The organism is Psychromonas marina (assembly GCF_030161115.1).
Taxonomy (GTDB): Bacteria; Pseudomonadota; Gammaproteobacteria; order Enterobacterales; family Psychromonadaceae; genus Psychromonas; species Psychromonas marina.
Window position 1 is genome coordinate 571,910 of record NZ_BSPQ01000001.1, and the last position, 16,711, is coordinate 588,620.

Annotated in this window: 16 protein-coding genes; 4 read left to right on the plus strand and 12 right to left on the minus strand. The window is 40.2% G+C overall.

Going from position 1 to position 16,711, the window contains the following annotated elements; genetic code table 11:
- Positions 1-83: 83 nt before the first annotated feature.
- Positions 84-1,310, minus strand: coding sequence for an ammonium transporter (locus QQK09_RS02765; protein WP_284202587.1), 1,227 nt, complete (start codon positions 1,308-1,310; stop codon positions 84-86).
- Positions 1,311-1,351: 41 nt separating this feature from the next.
- Positions 1,352-1,690, minus strand: coding sequence for a P-II family nitrogen regulator (locus QQK09_RS02770; RefSeq protein WP_284202588.1), 339 nt, complete (start codon positions 1,688-1,690; stop codon positions 1,352-1,354).
- Between the two features lie 293 nt (positions 1,691-1,983).
- On the opposite strand from QQK09_RS02770, the gene QQK09_RS02775 reads away from it, so the two are divergent.
- From QQK09_RS02775 to lipA, 4 genes are all read left to right on the plus strand, one after another.
- A complete protein-coding gene (locus QQK09_RS02775; RefSeq protein WP_284202589.1) occupies positions 1,984-3,141 on the plus strand; it encodes a D-alanyl-D-alanine carboxypeptidase family protein in 1,158 nt (385 codons plus the stop codon).
- A 143-nt stretch (positions 3,142-3,284) separates the two neighbouring features.
- Positions 3,285-3,554 (plus strand): DUF493 family protein YbeD, encoded by a 270-nt coding sequence (gene ybeD / locus QQK09_RS02780; RefSeq protein ID WP_284202590.1) that lies wholly within the window; start codon positions 3,285-3,287, stop codon positions 3,552-3,554.
- A 7-nt stretch (positions 3,555-3,561) separates the two neighbouring features.
- On the plus strand, positions 3,562-4,209 hold the full coding sequence (lipB, locus tag QQK09_RS02785; RefSeq protein WP_284202591.1) for a lipoyl(octanoyl) transferase LipB: 648 nt from the start codon (positions 3,562-3,564) through the stop codon (positions 4,207-4,209).
- Positions 4,206-5,174 carry a lipoyl synthase gene (gene lipA, locus QQK09_RS02790; RefSeq protein ID WP_284202592.1) on the plus strand — a complete coding sequence of 323 codons (969 nt, stop codon included), beginning with the start codon at positions 4,206-4,208 and terminating at the stop codon, positions 5,172-5,174. The genes lipB and lipA overlap by 4 nt, the downstream gene beginning before the upstream one ends.
- Positions 5,175-5,238: 64 nt before the next feature.
- Here the strand turns inward: lipA and QQK09_RS02795 are convergent, their stop codons facing one another.
- From QQK09_RS02795 to QQK09_RS02840, 10 genes are read right to left on the minus strand one after another with little or no spacing between them, the layout of a single operon-like run.
- Entirely contained in the window at positions 5,239-7,491 is a 2,253-nt protein-coding gene (locus QQK09_RS02795; protein ID WP_284202593.1) for a patatin-like phospholipase family protein, read from the minus strand.
- Positions 7,484-8,704, minus strand: a complete 1,221-nt coding sequence (locus QQK09_RS02800) for a type II secretion system F family protein (protein ID WP_284202594.1) — start codon at positions 8,702-8,704, stop codon at positions 7,484-7,486. The genes QQK09_RS02795 and QQK09_RS02800 overlap by 8 nt, the downstream gene beginning before the upstream one ends.
- The gene (locus QQK09_RS02805; protein WP_284202595.1) at positions 8,704-10,521 is read right to left on the minus strand and encodes a GspE/PulE family protein; all 1,818 of its coding nucleotides are present in this window, start codon (positions 10,519-10,521) and stop codon (positions 8,704-8,706) included. Before QQK09_RS02805 ends, QQK09_RS02800 begins: the two co-directional genes overlap by 1 nt.
- Positions 10,522-10,529: 8 nt before the next feature.
- The gene (locus QQK09_RS02810) at positions 10,530-11,630 is read right to left on the minus strand and encodes a tetratricopeptide repeat protein (protein WP_284202596.1); all 1,101 of its coding nucleotides are present in this window, start codon (positions 11,628-11,630) and stop codon (positions 10,530-10,532) included.
- Positions 11,627-12,532, minus strand: a complete 906-nt coding sequence (locus tag QQK09_RS02815) for an ExeA family protein (protein WP_284202597.1) — start codon at positions 12,530-12,532, stop codon at positions 11,627-11,629. Before QQK09_RS02815 ends, QQK09_RS02810 begins: the two co-directional genes overlap by 4 nt.
- A complete protein-coding gene (gene mshL, locus QQK09_RS02820; protein WP_284202598.1) occupies positions 12,529-14,187 on the minus strand; it encodes a pilus (MSHA type) biogenesis protein MshL in 1,659 nt (552 codons plus the stop codon). The genes QQK09_RS02815 and mshL overlap by 4 nt, the downstream gene beginning before the upstream one ends.
- Before the next feature lie 27 nt (positions 14,188-14,214).
- Positions 14,215-14,538 carry a hypothetical protein gene (locus QQK09_RS02825; protein ID WP_284202599.1) on the minus strand — a complete coding sequence of 108 codons (324 nt, stop codon included), beginning with the start codon at positions 14,536-14,538 and terminating at the stop codon, positions 14,215-14,217.
- Positions 14,531-15,193, minus strand: a complete 663-nt coding sequence (locus QQK09_RS02830; RefSeq protein ID WP_284202600.1) for a type II secretion system protein GspM — start codon at positions 15,191-15,193, stop codon at positions 14,531-14,533. The genes QQK09_RS02825 and QQK09_RS02830 overlap by 8 nt, the downstream gene beginning before the upstream one ends.
- Positions 15,186-15,785 (minus strand): hypothetical protein, encoded by a 600-nt coding sequence (locus QQK09_RS02835; protein WP_284202601.1) that lies wholly within the window; start codon positions 15,783-15,785, stop codon positions 15,186-15,188. The genes QQK09_RS02830 and QQK09_RS02835 overlap by 8 nt, the downstream gene beginning before the upstream one ends.
- Positions 15,785-16,657 carry a hypothetical protein gene (locus QQK09_RS02840; RefSeq protein WP_284202602.1) on the minus strand — a complete coding sequence of 291 codons (873 nt, stop codon included), beginning with the start codon at positions 16,655-16,657 and terminating at the stop codon, positions 15,785-15,787. The genes QQK09_RS02835 and QQK09_RS02840 overlap by 1 nt, the downstream gene beginning before the upstream one ends.
- Between the last annotated feature and the right edge of the window lie 54 nt (positions 16,658-16,711).

Sequence of the window (16,711 nt, forward strand, 5' to 3'; positions counted from 1 at the left end):
TGCTCAAAAAAAAAGACCTTATCACTGAGTGATAAGGTCTTTAAATTACGGGGGGGATAAATTAATACTGATTGGCGTCAGGATTAATCTTTAAATTCAGGGTAAGCTTCGATGCCACAGTCATGTAAATCCATGCCTGTTTCTTCTTCTTCAGCTGTAACACGGATACCCATTGTTACTTTAATGATGCTCCAAACAACCCATGATGCTGCAAATACAAATCCGAAGATAACTGCCGCGCCGTAAATCTGTGCGCCAAATGTTGCATCGCTGTTTGAAAGAGGAACAACTAACAGACCAAAAATACCACATACACCATGCACTGATAGCGCACCAACTGGATCATCAATTTTCAATTTATCAAAAGTGATGATGCTATATACAACAATCACACCAGCAACTGCACCGATAAGACATGCAAATAACGGAGATGGTGAAGCAGGGTCAGCAGTAATTGCAACAAGACCGGCTAATGCACCATTTAAGATCATCGTTAAATCTGCTTTACCCCATTTAAATTTGCTCACAATTAGGGCTGCGATAGCACCTGTTGCAGCTGCGGCGTTAGTGTTTAGGAAAACAACACCAATTGCTTGTGCATCGTCTGCAGTAGAAAGTGCTAACTGAGAACCACCGTTAAAACCAAACCAACCCATCCACAGAATGAATGTACCTAATGTTGCAAGTGGCATGTTTGAACCTGGAATCGGGTGAACACTACCATCTTTACCGTATTTACCTTTACGAGCACCTAGTAGTAACACACCTGCAAGCGCTGCTGCAGCACCGGCTAAATGTACAATACCAGAACCTGCAAAGTCAGAGAAACCCGCTTCGCTTAAGAAACCGCCGCCCCAAGTCCAGTAGCCCTCTAATGGGTAGATAACACTTGTGAAAACAACAGAGAACACCAAGAATGCAAATAGCTTCATACGCTCAGCAACCGCACCTGATACAACAGACATTGCCGTTGCAACAAATACTACTTGGAAGAAGAAGTCAGACTCTAAAGAGTGACCCGCATCGCTTGCTTGTGTACCCATTAATGCACCAAATGAAGGTAACCAACCACCAGCGGCGTTATCAACGTACATAATGTTGTAACCTACCAATAGGAACATCGTACAAGCAATTGCAAATAGCACGACATTTTTAGTTAATATTTCAGTGGTATTTTTAGCGCGAACTAGACCTGCTTCTAACATTGAGAAACCGGCAGCCATCCACATTACCAAGACACCTGACATCAGAAGGTAGAATGTGTCTAGAGCAAACCTAAGCTCTGTAACTTCTGCGACTATATTTTCCATAATTTATTTTCCTTATTTGATAAAATTTATTAACTAAAAACTTAAAGTGCTTCTTCGTCCGCTTCACCCGTACGAATACGTACAACTTGCTCAAGCGGCTGAATGAAAATTTTACCGTCACCGACTTTGCCAGTATTTGCAGCTTGCGTAATTGCTTCCACTAGACGATCAACATCTTCATCTTTCACTGCAATCTCAAGTTTTACTTTTGGTAAGAAATCCACTTGGTATTCAGCGCCACGATAAAGTTCAGTGTGACCTTTTTGACGACCAAAGCCTTTTACCTCTGAAGCAGTAACACCAGCGATGCCAGCATCCATGATCGCTTCGCGCACTTCGTCTAATTTGAATGGTTTGATGATTGCAGTTAACATTTTCATTAAAATTTCCTTATCTAATTTGGAGTGTTATTTAAATATTTGTTGATAGTCTATTATCAAGTTGCGTGCCAAAAAAAATAAGCATTAAAAAACAAACACTTAAATTTACAAAAAAGATAAACACCCCAAGCAAGCACCAAAACAGTGCATAGCAAACAATGGAAATGCACTAAAATAGTACTTCAAGAACTTTTATCAGTAGAAGGTGACTAAAGAATTTAATTTCCATCCCTGCGCCTAGCACGCTATAGTGCGTATTATTTTTTTATTCCATAAATTCAAAGGTACAATAGATGAAAAAAATAGGCCTACTGCTTATCACTTTCGCCCTCAGTTTTAACGCGTTAGCGACACCACGTGTTATCCCCAATGCTCCTGCTATCGCTGCAAAAGGTTACCTATTAGTCGATTTTGCTTCTGGAAAAGTGCTATCAGAAAATAATAGTGAGGTGATGCTAGCGCCTGCCAGCCTAACCAAAATGATGACGAGTTATATCATTGGACAAGAGCTTAAACAGGGGAACTTGAACCCTGAAGATAAAGTAATGATCTCTGAAAATGCTTGGTCTAAAAATTTCCCAGATTCTTCAAAGATGTTTATTGAAGTCGGCAAAGAAGTGACCGTTGCAGATTTAAATCGCGGTATCATTATTCAATCAGGCAACGATGCTTGTGTTGCAATGGCAGAACATATTGCTGGCAGTGAGAGTGCGTTCGCAGACTTAATGAATTCATGGGCATTACAACTCGGTATGAATAATACCCATTTTGTAAATAGCCATGGCCTGCACTCTGAAGACCATTACACAACACCAACAGATATGGCCATTTTAGCAAAAGCGCTAATTTTAGACGTTCCTGAGGAATACCGTATTTATAGTGAAAAATCATTTAAGTTTAACGGTATTGTTCAATACAACCGTAACGGCTTATTATGGGATAAAAGCTTAAACGTAGATGGTATCAAAACTGGCCACACTAGTGCTGCTGGATTTAGCTTAGTATCATCAGCGACAAAAGATGACATGCGTCTAATCGCTGTTGTAATGGGCGCTAAATCAGATTCAGCGCGTAAAGTTGAAAGTAAAAAACTACTAAACTGGGGCTTCCGTTTCTTTGAAACAATGACACCTTATAAAGCCGGCGAGCAACTAGCAACAGAGCGCATCTGGATGGGTTCTCAAGAGATGATTCGCCTAGGTGTTGCTGTCGATACACCAATCACGTTACCGCGCGGTCAAGCTAAAAATCTACAAGCTGATTTTGTTATTAACAATGAGTTGCGTGCACCCGTGCAAAAAGGTGATGTAGTCGGCCAAGTAAATTACTCTTTTTCAGATGAGAGTGTGGCAACTTACGACCTGATTGCACTAGAGACAGTCGAAGAAGGCGGATTATTTAGCCGTTTAATTGATTACATAAAATTACTATTTATCGGTTGGTTTGCGTAAATTAATCCCCATATAGTTAGGGTAGACGCGAAGAATGTCAGCATCTAGGTATTGCAATACTTAGCTGTTGCAACATAATAGTAACAATTATAAAGTGAGGCATTGGCCTCATTTTTTTTATTTATAGATTTTGGAGTTCCTAAATGGCACTTAATACTCACTTTGATGAACTGCTAGAGTTCCCTTGTGTTTTTGCATTTAAAGTAATGGGCGTTGCGGGCCCTGAATTGATGAGCGATGTGATCGCTGTCATTCAAAAAAATGCACCAGGTGATTACTCACCAACCGTAAAGCCAAGTTCAAAGGGCACGTATCATGCACTTAGTGTACCGGTTACCGTCAAGTCTAAAGAGCATATAGAAACTATCTATACTGAGCTTAATAAGCTTGAATCTGTTCGTTACATTTTGTAGCTAAGCAATGACCGATTTAACCAAACAACTCAAACTACGTTATTTAGGGACTCAACCCTACGTTGAAACGTGGCAAGCGATGAGCGAATTTACCGATCTTCGTAACGAACATACTGCGGACGAAATTTGGGTTGTTGAGCACCCAGCTGTCTTTACCCAAGGTAGCGCAGGCAAAGCAGAGCACTTATTACAACAGACCGATATTCCAATAGTCAAAAGTGATCGTGGCGGCCAAATCACCTACCATGCTCCCGGACAACTGATTGTTTACCTGTTAATCAATATTCGCCGTAAAGCGTTCAATGTGCGCAGTTTAGTGACCATTATTGAACAGGGTATTATTGATCTATTAAATGAATACGGTGTTCAAGCAGTTGCAAAACCTGATGCACCGGGTGTTTACGTTAACGGTAAAAAAATTGCTTCACTAGGATTAAAAATCCGCCGAGGTTGCTCATTCCATGGGCTAGCATTAAATGTTGATATGGACCTTTCTCCCTTCTTACAAATTAACCCTTGTGGTTATGCAGGCCTTGAGATGACTCAATGTAAAGACGAAGGGATTGAGTTGAGTGTTAAAACACTTGCACCGCTATTAATAGAAAAGATGAACCATCAATTACAATATTCACAAATAGAGAGTGTTTTTTCATGAGTAATAAACCGAGCCAATTGACTGCAGGTAAAAAACTACGCGATGCAGACAAACTTTCTCATATACCAATTAAAGTTATCCCATCAGATAAAAGCACGGTATTGAAAAAACCTGCATGGATGAAAATTAAGTTAAAATCAGATAATACGCGTGTGACTGAAATCAAAAAAGCACTGCGTAAGAACAAGCTACATTCTGTTTGTGAAGAAGCCTCTTGTCCTAACTTAAATGAATGTTTTAATCACGGTACTGCGACCTTTATGATTTTAGGTGAGATATGTACACGACGTTGCCCATTCTGCGATGTTGGCCACGGTAAGCCACTAGCTGTTGATACAGATGAACCAAAGAAATTAGCTGAAACAATTAAAGATATGAAGCTAAAATACGTCGTTATTACTTCGGTTGACCGAGATGATTTACGTGATGGTGGTGCACAACACTTTGCTGATTGTATTCGTGAGATACGTCTATTAAACCCAGAAATAAAAATTGAAATCTTAGTTCCTGACTTCAAAGGTAGAATGGATAAAGCGTTAGCATGCTTTGAAAATGATGTACCCGATGTGTTTAACCATAACCTTGAAACAGCGCCACATCTTTACAAACAGGTTCGCCCTGGTGCTGATTACAAATGGTCACTACAACTGCTTAAAAAATTCAAAGAGCAACACCCTGAAGTACCAACAAAATCAGGTCTAATGATGGGCTTGGGTGAAACCAATGAAGAGATTGAACAGGTAATAGTGGATCTTAACGCCCATGGTGTGACGATGCTGACCTTAGGCCAATATCTGCAACCTAGCCTTAACCATTTAGCGGTTGAGCGCTACGTGCCACCAGCAGAGTTTGACGAGCTAGGCTTAAAAGCAAAAGCATTAGGCTTTGAGCATGCAGCCTGTGGTCCATTGGTACGTTCTTCATACCATGCAGATCTACAAGCTTCAGGTAAAGAAGTGAAATAGCTTCATATATCAGCTGTCAGTCTTTAGCTGTCAGCTGATAGCTAAAGACTGACAGCTAAAAAGCCTACCAATTCTTCCCTAGTGAGAAAAAGACCGTTATTTCATCCTCTTCTGCACTATTCATCAACGTTGCATAACCCACGCCAATAACAGCAGGACCAAAGGTCGTATCGGTGCCTAAATAAATACTTGCCGAGGCAACTAGCTCCTCGATATCAATTGATTCATTCAACTGCCATACATTACCCGTTTCAAGGCTAGTACCAAGATAAAGCGGTAACCCCGTACCTCCAGGTATATCACGCCCTAAGTCATATTGATAAACAATCACTGCGAGTGCCTTATTGGCACCAATAATAGAGTCTTTTTGGTAACCTGAAAGGTTTAAGAAGCCACCTAATTCAGAGTAACGAATGGAAAGATCATTATCCGTCAACACAGTCCCATAGGAAGCAATACCAACAAAAGTATGATGACCAAGCCCTAAAGCTCCTCGCCAATCAATATTTAGCTCAACAGAGAGTTCCTTTTGATTATCAAATAGGGAATGAGAAAAATCATCTTTACGCGCGGTGACATCAACTTGAAATTTATTACCTTGGGTAGGAAAGTTAATACTATTTAACGTATCATAACCCAAGGAAATATAAGCCCCTAAAGAATCATAACGTAGCTCTTCATAGTCATTACCTTCAAAACTTACATTGCCGACTTCACCTACAATACCCAATTCAGAGATACCATAATCGCTATAATGATAACCAAGCCCCAATCGCAACTCAGCAAAACGGTTACTTAACTCAGAGTGCTGTTGCCCGGTACTAATTTCATTTTCAGTAAACTTATCCTCTTTAAGCTGAAGACGGCTACGAGAAAAAAAGCTTTGGTGCTTATCTAGTGGCTGGTAGAACTCTGTTGAGATAGCACTTTCCCAGCCTAACGACAATTCATTTTTCCATTGCCCACCATTATCGGTAATGTCTGTTAATAGATAAGCAAAGTCGAGCGAAAACATCGAAATTGTGGAGAAATCCCCCTGCCAATTAAAACCAAATTTCAGGTAATTCGGTCCCCAATACTTTGCTTTTGTGGTCAACGTTATTTTTCGTCCTGCAGGGGTATCGGTAAATTCTGCATTGACTGATTCAAAACGATCTAATGCATAAACTTTGTCGATGGCAGATTCGAGCGCCTCTTTGCTAACCACATCACCGATCTCAATAGCAAAATGCTCTTCAATGATAGCAAGGTCAACCTTTGACTGATTGTCGTATTCAATTGCAATAACAGGCTGAAAAAGAGGTTGCATCCAGACTCTACTTTTTTGCTTTTTAGCAAAGAGGTATTGCTCAAATTCTTTATCGGTTACCCCTAATTCACTAAACTTACTTTGACTTGCCAATGCGGCCGCTTCACCCTTTGCTAATGCGACAGCGAGAATAGAAAAATCAGTGGTGCTCAATTCATCAATATCAGGACGAATCAGTATATCTTGATCGCTAAGCAGTGATTTTTGATTATCAGTCGTTGTGATGGTAAGAATATTAGATAATTGATTAAGCACATCGACGGTGCTGTTTATCTGGCTTTGTTCTAATAATGGCGAGCCAATATCGACAGCAATAATGATATCAGCGCCCATTTCACGTGCGACATTAACCGGCATATTATTGATTATTCCACCATCAACTAATAACCGCCCATCAATTTCAGTTGGCTCTAACGCACCAGGGACAGTTGAAGAGGCCTTCATCGCTTGAGTAATACTGCCATGGTCCAAGACCACCGCTTTAGCACTACTGATATCAGTTGCTACCGCACGATAAGGAATCGCTAAGTCATCAAAGCTATCAAACTCTCCTACCGCATCCGTAGAGAGCTTTAGCAGTTGCAATGCGGATTGCCCTAACAATAAGCCTGATGGCATCTTTAAGGTGCCATCACTGTACCCCAAACGTACGGTTATATTGTATTTATCACGCAGCTGTTTATCTTCATAGAGTAGATCTTCACGAGGGATAAAATCGGAGTAACCTTTATCCCATTGTGTATTAAACATGATCTCTTCAATTTGGTCAGGGCTAAACCCCAACGCATACCAACCACCAATATAAGAACCAATGCTGGTACCAACAATATAATCGATCGGTACTTTATTCGCTTCTAATACCCTTAATACACCAATGTGAGCAGCACCTTTCGCTCCACCACCGCTGAGCACCAAGCCCACTTTAGGGCGTTCATTTGCAGACACTGTAGAAAGAGAAAAGAGAAATAAAAAAGCCAGTAAAAAATTCCGTTTTATAATATTAGCCACCTTTCATTGCCCCCATCATATCCCACATAGGGGTAAATATACCTAATGCTAAAATCAGTACCATACCAGCAACAAAGCAGATCAAAATAGGCTCTATTTTAGCGGTCATGTTTTTAAGCTCATAATCTACTTCACGTTCATAAAAGTCAGCGGCTTCATTGAGTAATTCATCAATTTGTCCGGTCTCTTCACCCACGGCGATCATCTGTAATACTAATGGGGTGAACAGCCCTGCTGCCGTTGCGGTTTTGAGTAGCTGCTCACCTGATTCAATGCCACTACGCATACCTAAAATTTTAGTTTTAAGGTAGCTGTTATCGACGGCATTGGCGATTAAATAAAGCGCATTATTGAGGGGCACACCAGCACTAAGCATCATTGCAAAACTACGTGAAAAACGCGCTAATAGTGAACGTTCAACAACACTGCCAATAATAGGAATTTTTAACTTCCATTTATCCCATGAGTAAGCACCTTTAGGTGTATTGAGCCACAATTTTATACCCACAAAAGTTGCAATTAAAATGCCTAACATCCATCCCCAATAATCAACAAAAAAGGAAGAGGTACCTAACAGTACTTGGGTTGTCCAGGGTAACTCGGCATTAAATTTTGCAAACATACCGGCAAAGGTTGGAATAACATAAATATTTAAAATAACCATTGCGATAGCCAATGCAATCAAAACAAAGGTTGGATAGCGCATTGCGCTTTTAACACGCTTACGCGTCTCTACCTCTTGCTCTAAATATTGAGCTAGCTGTAAAAAAACACGATCTAACTGACCGGTATTTTCACCCACCTGAATTAATGAAACGTAAAGTTGTGAAAATACACGCGGATGTGCGCCCATTGCAGCAGAAAGAGAGTTACCGTTACGCATACGGTTCAATACATCTTGTAAAGAATCAGCCAGTAACACAGAGTGAGTTGATTCTGCTAAGCCATTAATCGCGCGTAATATAGGAATACCCGCTTTAGTCAGTGAATATATCTGCCGAGTAAATATAATTAAATCCGTGGCTTTAACCTTGGAGGCAAACACTAAACTGAGATCTAAGCTCTCCCCGCCTGATTTTTGCTCTTTGATAGAATTAGGTAAAATCCCTTTTTGCATCACTTGATCAGCTGCGGCATCCATCGAACTCGCTTCTACGACGCCTTTGACAGTGGCACCTTGTTGATCGCGTCCTGCATACTTAAAAGTCGCCATTAGTTATTAGTATCTGTAGATGAAGCATCACGCGGTGTCAGCGTTAATCCCGCTTCTTTTGATAACGAATCTGTTGCAGGTTGTTGACGTATGCCAGTTGATTTATGTACCTTATCAAAACGGTCAACGAGCTTAAACACCTCAACGAGAGAGGTGATTCCCTGTTTCGCATAATCAAGCGCGGCAATCGCTAGAGGTTGGAAATAAGGAGACTGCTGTGCTGCAATAGAAAAAGCTTCTGTATCATCAAGACGCAATGCAGATACCATGGCATTATCAATCTCAAGTAACTCAAAAACACCGATACGCCCGCGATAGCCTGTAAATTGGCAACGCTGACAACCCGGAGAAGTGTAAAAAGAAGTATCAGTTAACGGTTCATCGGTTAACTGCTCTAATAATATTTGCTGTTCGATAGGTGTTTTCTGTTCTGTCTTACAGTTTTCACATAAACGACGAATCAAACGCTGTGCAACGACGGCACGCAATGCACTTGCGACTAAGTAGCCCGGAGCACCCATATCTAACAGTCTTAATGTACTACTTATGGCATCGTTGGTGTGAAGCGTAGAAAGTACTAAATGACCGGTTAATGCACCACGTAGTCCAATCTCCATCGTTTCACTGTCACGCATCTCACCCACTAATAAGATATCCGGATCTTGACGCAGTGCAGTACGTAAAACGGTAGAGAAATCTAAGCCTATTTTACTGTTAACTTGCACTTGGTTTACCCGTGGTAAACGGTATTCAACCGGATCCTCTACGGTAATAATTTTACTGCCCGGCGCATTTAAGGTATTCAATGCAGAATACAGCGTGGTCGTTTTACCACTCCCCGTCGGACCGGTGACTAAAATTAATCCATTCGGTCTCTTTAGTTGTAACTCTAAGCGTTTTTTAAGATCACTAGGAACACCGATTTCATCAAAGGAGAGGACACCACCCGATTGGTCGAGCAGGCGCATAACAACAGATTCGCCCTCTTGAATCGGCATCGTTGAAACACGAATATCAATACTTTTATTTTTAATTTTGATATTAAATCGTCCATCTTGCGGTAGACGTTTTTCTGAAATATCCAATTGTGCCATTAATTTCAAGCGTAATACTAAGGCGCTCGCGATGCCGCTTTCAGGCAATAACGTTTCCTGTAAAACACCATCTACACGCTGACGAATGCGTAATACTTTTTCATCGGGTTCAATATGGATATCTGACGCACCAACTTGCACGGCATCTTCAAACAGGGATTGTAATAACTTAACTACCGTTGCATCAGAACCTTCGCCGCCTAACTCTAATCCACTGACATCAAACGCGGAGTTTTCACCATGTTCTTCGCTAAGTTTAACCGCGAATGAGGCGATCTCTTTGGTACGACGATAAACGCGATCAAAAGATTCAATGAGCTGATCTTCACGCGCTAACATCAACTCAAACTCTCGTCCTTTTAATAGCGTAGATAATACGTCTAAACTATGAAGATCTGCTGGATCTGAAACGACCAACGTGATCTTGTCACCATTATCATGGATCGCTAAAGCACGTAAACGACGCGCATGTACCTCTGGAATAAGCTGTACTGCATTATGATCTATTTTTACTTTAAGCAGGTCGACAATTTCAATGTCGAGCTGTCTAGAAAGAAAGGTGAGAATCTGCTCTTCACTGATATAACCAAGATGTATGAGTGTCGCGCCTAACTTTAAACCAAGGTTGCGTTGCTCTTTTAATGCATTACCTAACTGTGCTTCACTAATCAACTGCTCTTCTACAAGAAGGTCACCTAAACGTTTTTTGAGTTGCGGTTTCATCGATTCCCTTACTGATTTGCTAAATAGGTTAAGCGTTGATTAATATATTTTTTAGCATTGCTGGAAAGGTCAATCTGTAGCAATGCTTTGCGATAGTTTTCAACCGCCAGCGGCTCTTTACCCAATTTATCTTGGGCAATCGCCAAGGACATTCTCCAACGACCATTATTAGGTCTCTGTGTTAATAACCCTTCAAATAAAACTTCTGAACGCGCATAGTCTTTAAATTTTTGCGCTAAAATGGCATAACTAACATGGTAATCCAGATGCCCTTCAACCGCAGGAGGCGACTGCTGTAAATAAAGATAAGCTTTCTTCTGTTGATCATTTTTTAATGCAATACGCGATAACATTAAATTAAAATCGGAGTGCTCTGGGTACTGAACGGCTCCTTTTTGTAACAAGCTTTTCGCCTGTCCCTGTTCACCAATACTAAAATAATAAAGCGCTAAAGACTCACGTACATGATGCAGATCTGGCTTAACATTTAACGCCTTAATTTTCTCTTGAGAGGCTAATTGCTTATCACCTTTTGCGAGTGCTTTTTCTGCACTTTTTAGATGAATATCAGCGAGCTCTGATGTTGTTAATACCGATTTTTTAATCTCTAAATGCGCTGTTTTTTTAGGCTCAACCTGTGCTTTTGTTTTTTCAGCAACTGGCTTAGCAGGAGTTTGTTTAGCGGGAGTCGTGACTTTGTTAGGGGTTGCTTCCTTAGGTGTCGTAACCTTCGCTGTGACGGGTAATTCAGGTTGAACCACTGGCAAGATTTTTACTGCAACTTTAGGAGTGTCATCCACTTTCTTTTGAGTTACCGCAGTAGAAGTCGTTGCAGGTTCGAGCTCTTTGGTAACAACAGGCTCTGATGTTATTGGTAAAGCGGTATCAACAGGAGTCAAGCGTGTCTGATTCGGCTGTTCGCTATTGTTTGCTGCGCTCTCTTTATCGTAAATAAGAAAAGACAAACCGATCGAAGAAGCCAATAACAGGCTAATCAATGCAAACAGTAATACCTTCTTTTTTTGTTTCTTTACTGGTACAGAAGAGAGCATCGGTGACTCATCATGATTCGCCTGTAACCCTTTATGCATCTTATTTATAATGCTCATAGTAGCCCTTTCCACCATAATAATAGTGTCGTATTAAGCACAATAAATGAGAGTAATAATAACCACCATCCAGTTAAGGTTGGCAGCGCATATGCATCTTCAGTATCAGCAACCGCCTCTTTAACAAGTTTGTTAGTGATTTTATAATGTTGCTCGCCATAACTTAGCATTAATATTTTATGGGAAAGTATATTGATTAAACGTGGAATACCACGACTGGCTTGGCTTATTTTACGGCAAACCCTAGTGCTAAAAAGGCGTGCACCACGGTAACCGGCTTGTTTCAAACGCTCTGAAATGTAATGCTCAATCTCTTGCTCTGACAGTGCACGCAGTTGATAAGAGAAGGTGATACGTTGACGTAATTGGCGTAACTTAGGATCCGCTAGACGCAGATCTAACTCAGGCTGCCCAAACAGAATCACTTGTAATAGTTTATCCGCATCAGTTTCAAGGTTAGAAAACAAACGTAACGCCTCTAAGGTAGAATCAGGTAGCGCTTGCGCCTCATCTACTAATACCAGTACTTTTATCCCTTCATCTCGCAATGTTAATAAGCGTTCTTTTATCTTTTCAGTCAGCAAGAATTGCTCATCAAAATCGGCTTTATCAATGCCTATTTTACTGGCTAATAAACAACGCAATTCATGGGCACTCAAATAGGCATTATCAATAATACAGAGGTGGTATTGCTCAGACAGTTCTTGCTGAAGTTTATTACACAACAACGTTTTGCCTGTGCCTACTTCGCCGGTTATTTTCAGAATACTTTCGCCAAAAGAAAGCGCAGTGGTGATCACCTCTAACGCTTCTTTATGAGGAATAAAATCGATATAAAAATGGGGATCCGCGGTTAAAGAAAAAGGTGCTTTTTCCAATCCGAAATGTGTTAAATAGCTCATTTAGATGGATACCATTTTTCAATTAAATCAGATGATTTTTGAATCTCTTGTTTCCATGTATCCTGCTTGACCACTTGCGGTTTCACCAGAATCACCAACTCGGTTTTATTATTCACTTTCTGTCGATTAGTAAATAACTCGCCTAACCAAGGAATATCACCAAGAAAGGGAACTTGAGAAACAAGATCTTGCTCGATGGTTTTCATCAAACCACCGATAACAATCACTTCACCAGAGTTCGCTTTTACCACCGTATCAGACTCACGGACGTCACTCTTTGCAACAGGAATAACTAAATTGCCATCTGTGCCACCATAACTAATGGTTTTGGTTTGCTCTTCAACATCAATAATTGCCGGGTGAATATGTAATAGTACCGAGTCATCATCATTTATCTTAGGCGTTACATCCACGGAAATACCCGAGAAAAATGGCGTTAATTCAACCGTTGGACTTGAGGTCGTTGCCGTTCCGGTTACCGTTGTGGTTGATATATCGGTAACAAAGTATTCATCGCCACCGACTTTAATAATCGCTTTTTGATTATTCATCGCGGTAATACGTGGTTTCGACAGTACGTTCACATCACCTTGCGTCGCAAGCAAAGAGAGCACACCGCTAAAGTCACCACTTTTTACGGTTAATGCACCACCACCACCAATGGTATTCTGGATAATACTGTCGGCAAGCTGAGAGGTTGTATTAAGTAGCACGTTAGCGCCAGTGTCCGCAGCTGTACTCCAATTGACCCCTTGTTGGTACTCATCACTAAGGGTCACTTCAATCAATTGCATCTCTAAGATAACTTGTCGAGTTAGGTGATCCGTCTCTTTTTCTAAAAACTCACGAATAGTGCGAATTTCATTAGGATAAGCACGAATAGTGATAACACCTGACATCGGGCTAACAATCACATCACGGCCATTTTTATTATCTAATAGCGTATTGATTTTTGTCTCTAGGTAAGCCCAATAGTTTGTACTGGTTACCGTGGTTATTTTAGTGCCATCTTGCAATCCGTTTGATGAAAACTCACCACTAAACTCTTTACTCGTATTATTATCTAACCCTTGAGAATAACCACTTGAACTGTTCGATGAACTATCTGAGTCACTGTCACTACTGTCATCGTCAGTGTCATCCGTTAAATTACCTGCCAGTACCGTAGTACGAGATCCGCCCATACGATTCATAAATAGGTAATCAAGGGTGAAACTTGCAATACGCATCCCAGAAGGATAAATATGGTAAACACGCCCTTTTAATTTAACTTCATAACCATACATATCTTCAATGACACGTATTGCTTCTGGCAAGGTCACCTGTTTCAATGAGAGCGTTATCTCCCCTGAAACATCAGGGTGAATCGCAACGCTAAAATCAGAATCATTAATCAAAGAGGCAAAAAATATACGTGCATCAACATCACGCGCCGAAATATCGATACGTCTCTCTTCGACCGCAATATCTTGACTCAATTCACTTAAATCTGCATACAGCTCATCTTCAATATCTTCAGGAAGAATTAGGTCAGAAATGAGTTGGTCATCGGATGCTTGCAATACCTCTTTCTGTGCAGCAGCATCATTCTTTTTGGTTACTTGGCATGCCGTTAACATTAAAATACAACAGCTAATTGATATGATTTTTTTCATCTTTCTATATTCCATAATACACTCGCCTTAATGACTAAAGCGTTCATTTTGTGAGTATAAGGTTAATGTATAAGTTTTCTTTTGATACACGAGTAATACTTTATCGGTATCTATATGCGTAACTTGATAGCCATTCACCCACTGTCCTTTTTGATATTCTTTATTATTTATAATCGCTTTTGGCTTGCCCGCTTTCATGACAATACTTTGTAATTTAGGTACTGCTGCACGATAGACTTTGCCCTGCTTTTTTTGCTGGAAATTCAGTGGCGCAGTAGGATCAACTAAAGCCTCACTCTGTGCAAATAAATTTAAGCTAACAAATAAACCAAGAAAGATAACTTTAACCACTGACTAAATCCTGTTGATCACTTAATGTGTAAATTTGAATAGTAACTTCCGCGAGTGGATAGTCACTTACCTTGTAATCTAGAGAGTACCAATAAAACTTCTCTTTTAATGTTTCAACATTTAATAAATATTGATAAATAGCGTTGTAATTTCCTTGCAGGGTAATCTCTAACGTATGCTGATAAAACAAACTTGGGTTTACTGCTTCTGTGGCTTTTTTTGAAGCATTAAAAACCTTTACCGGTAATGATTTTAAGCCACTTATTTTCACCCCGGGATTTTTGCTTAGCACTTTAGTGAGTGCAATCGCCATTTGTTGAGCATGAATAAACTTAACTAACTTATCGTCTAACTGTTGATTAAGTTGCGCTAAGGTTGATTCCGCAAAGGCTATTTTATTATTAATCTCTTCTAGTGGGTCCTGCTGTAGACGCCGAGTTATCATCTCTATCTCATTGTCTAGTACATCTTGCTGCTGATAACTTTTCTGTAACTCACTATTAACTCTACGTTGCTGAATTGATGCAGGATCTAATATCCAAAAATAAGTGATTAAAAATGAGCATAAAATCACCGCTACAAACATAATAACTCGTTCACGCAAGCTCAGGTTATTAAATGATTGTGTCATTTCCGCGTAGCTAAATTTACTCATTAGCCGCCCCTTTAGTATCACTATTGGTTAGCTTGAAACTAAACACTCCGTCTGCTTCCTCAATAGATAGTGCTTTGAAGGCGACGCCAGATAACTCTTTGGTCACTTGTAGGTTCGATAGCCACAACGGCACTGAGTTACTGTGCTTTGCATCCCCCCTAATATTTAATACACCTTTGTGCATAGCGAAGTGATTAATGGTTAAATCATCCATATTTGCGTAAGACAAGCCGCGCATTAACGCAGAAAAACTCACTAAATCTTCAACATCAATACCAGCAATACTCGCAAGAAGACGTTGCTTCGCAGTGACTTCATTCTGTAATCGACTATGCAGACGCAATTTATCATCAGGCGCACGCTTTTTTTGTAACTCTACGACTAATTGCTCGAGCTTAACTTGTTGCTCAGAGATAGCTGTTTGCTGATCTGCTAATTTTTCTTGTAGTGATTGAGTCTGATAATTAGCAATAAAGTAACTCGCTAAAGAAACTGAGATGCAGATAATAAAAAAGCCTATAAACTGAGGAAATGTTGCTTTTTCACGTTTCGGGTAACAACTCGGTTGATACAGATTAACCTGTGTTTTCATTATTGTTCCTCCCCCATTAACGCACCATAAGCGATAAGTGAAAGAAAATCATAGCCTTCATCTTCAGCATAAGGGAGTACATTTCGAGCCAAATATACGCCTAACTTTTCCGACAGTAATTTTATATCCGGGCAAACTACGGCAAGATATAACGCTCCAATGGTATTAACACGTAATTGAGAGCTAATATAGTCTAGTGCTCTTTGTATCTCTAAACTTAAGCCGTCGACCAATGCGTCTTCAACTTGTTCTAGCGGCAACGGTAATAGCTCATTAAAACCGCGCAAACGATGCGTAAAGTAAAGTTGCCCTTGTTTAACAACCGTTAATACTAATTCGTTTTGCTGTTGAGATAGCAAAATATTTGCCTCTTCATGCACACCTAATAAATGCGTTAAGGCAACTTCCTCAATAGTGATGCTTTGCAGGTGACAGCCGGCTGCTAAAATCATATCTCGGATCATCAATACACGGGTTCTCGGCAGGCATATCGCAGTAACCTGCTCTCCTTTGCGAGGTTGAAAAGGAACATCAATGTAATCAACAACTTGATCAAAAATACTTTCAGAAATAAGATCTTTAATACTAAAAGGTAAGGTGGTTAATAATTCAGACTCATCAACTTTCGGCTTTTCAATGTCAAATGTTTGGTAAAAATCACGACCTAATACAACACTCACTTGATTACCTGAAAGCTGTAGTTCACTGACCAATGCGCTAAAAATCTCTGCCCATTGTTTTTCCGACTGCACCGTTTTTTTAGCAAGCAGCGTCACCTTGCCCTGATCTAAGTGGCAAATGACAATCTGTTTTTCGCTCAGATAAAGGCTGATTTTGGTTTGATTCTTTTTGGTGAACAAATTTTTAAGCATGATAAAGGTTAATTTCTCTTTGTTTTATTGAGACTTAAACGACAAATAATAGAA

What these genes read in the sequence shown, in the direction of transcription:
- QQK09_RS02765 (WP_284202587.1), bottom strand. Translation starts at nt 1,310, where the DNA reads ATGGAAAATATAGTCGCAGAAGTTACAGAGCTTAGGTTTGCTCTAGAC.
- QQK09_RS02770 (WP_284202588.1), bottom strand. Translation starts at nt 1,690, where the DNA reads ATGAAAATGTTAACTGCAATCATCAAACCATTCAAATTAGACGAAGTG.
- QQK09_RS02775 (WP_284202589.1), top strand. Translation starts at nt 1,984, where the DNA reads ATGAAAAAAATAGGCCTACTGCTTATCACTTTCGCCCTCAGTTTTAAC.
- ybeD (WP_284202590.1), top strand. Translation starts at nt 3,285, where the DNA reads ATGGCACTTAATACTCACTTTGATGAACTGCTAGAGTTCCCTTGTGTT.
- lipB (WP_284202591.1), top strand. Translation starts at nt 3,562, where the DNA reads ATGACCGATTTAACCAAACAACTCAAACTACGTTATTTAGGGACTCAA.
- lipA (WP_284202592.1), top strand. Translation starts at nt 4,206, where the DNA reads ATGAGTAATAAACCGAGCCAATTGACTGCAGGTAAAAAACTACGCGAT.
- QQK09_RS02800 (WP_284202594.1), bottom strand. Translation starts at nt 8,704, where the DNA reads ATGGCGACTTTTAAGTATGCAGGACGCGATCAACAAGGTGCCACTGTC.
- QQK09_RS02805 (WP_284202595.1), bottom strand. Translation starts at nt 10,521, where the DNA reads ATGAAACCGCAACTCAAAAAACGTTTAGGTGACCTTCTTGTAGAAGAG.
- QQK09_RS02810 (WP_284202596.1), bottom strand. Translation starts at nt 11,630, where the DNA reads ATGAGCATTATAAATAAGATGCATAAAGGGTTACAGGCGAATCATGAT.
- QQK09_RS02815 (WP_284202597.1), bottom strand. Translation starts at nt 12,532, where the DNA reads ATGAGCTATTTAACACATTTCGGATTGGAAAAAGCACCTTTTTCTTTA.
- mshL (WP_284202598.1), bottom strand. Translation starts at nt 14,187, where the DNA reads ATGAAAAAAATCATATCAATTAGCTGTTGTATTTTAATGTTAACGGCA.
- QQK09_RS02830 (WP_284202600.1), bottom strand. Translation starts at nt 15,193, where the DNA reads ATGAGTAAATTTAGCTACGCGGAAATGACACAATCATTTAATAACCTG.
- QQK09_RS02835 (WP_284202601.1), bottom strand. Translation starts at nt 15,785, where the DNA reads ATGAAAACACAGGTTAATCTGTATCAACCGAGTTGTTACCCGAAACGT.
- QQK09_RS02840 (WP_284202602.1), bottom strand. Translation starts at nt 16,657, where the DNA reads ATGCTTAAAAATTTGTTCACCAAAAAGAATCAAACCAAAATCAGCCTT.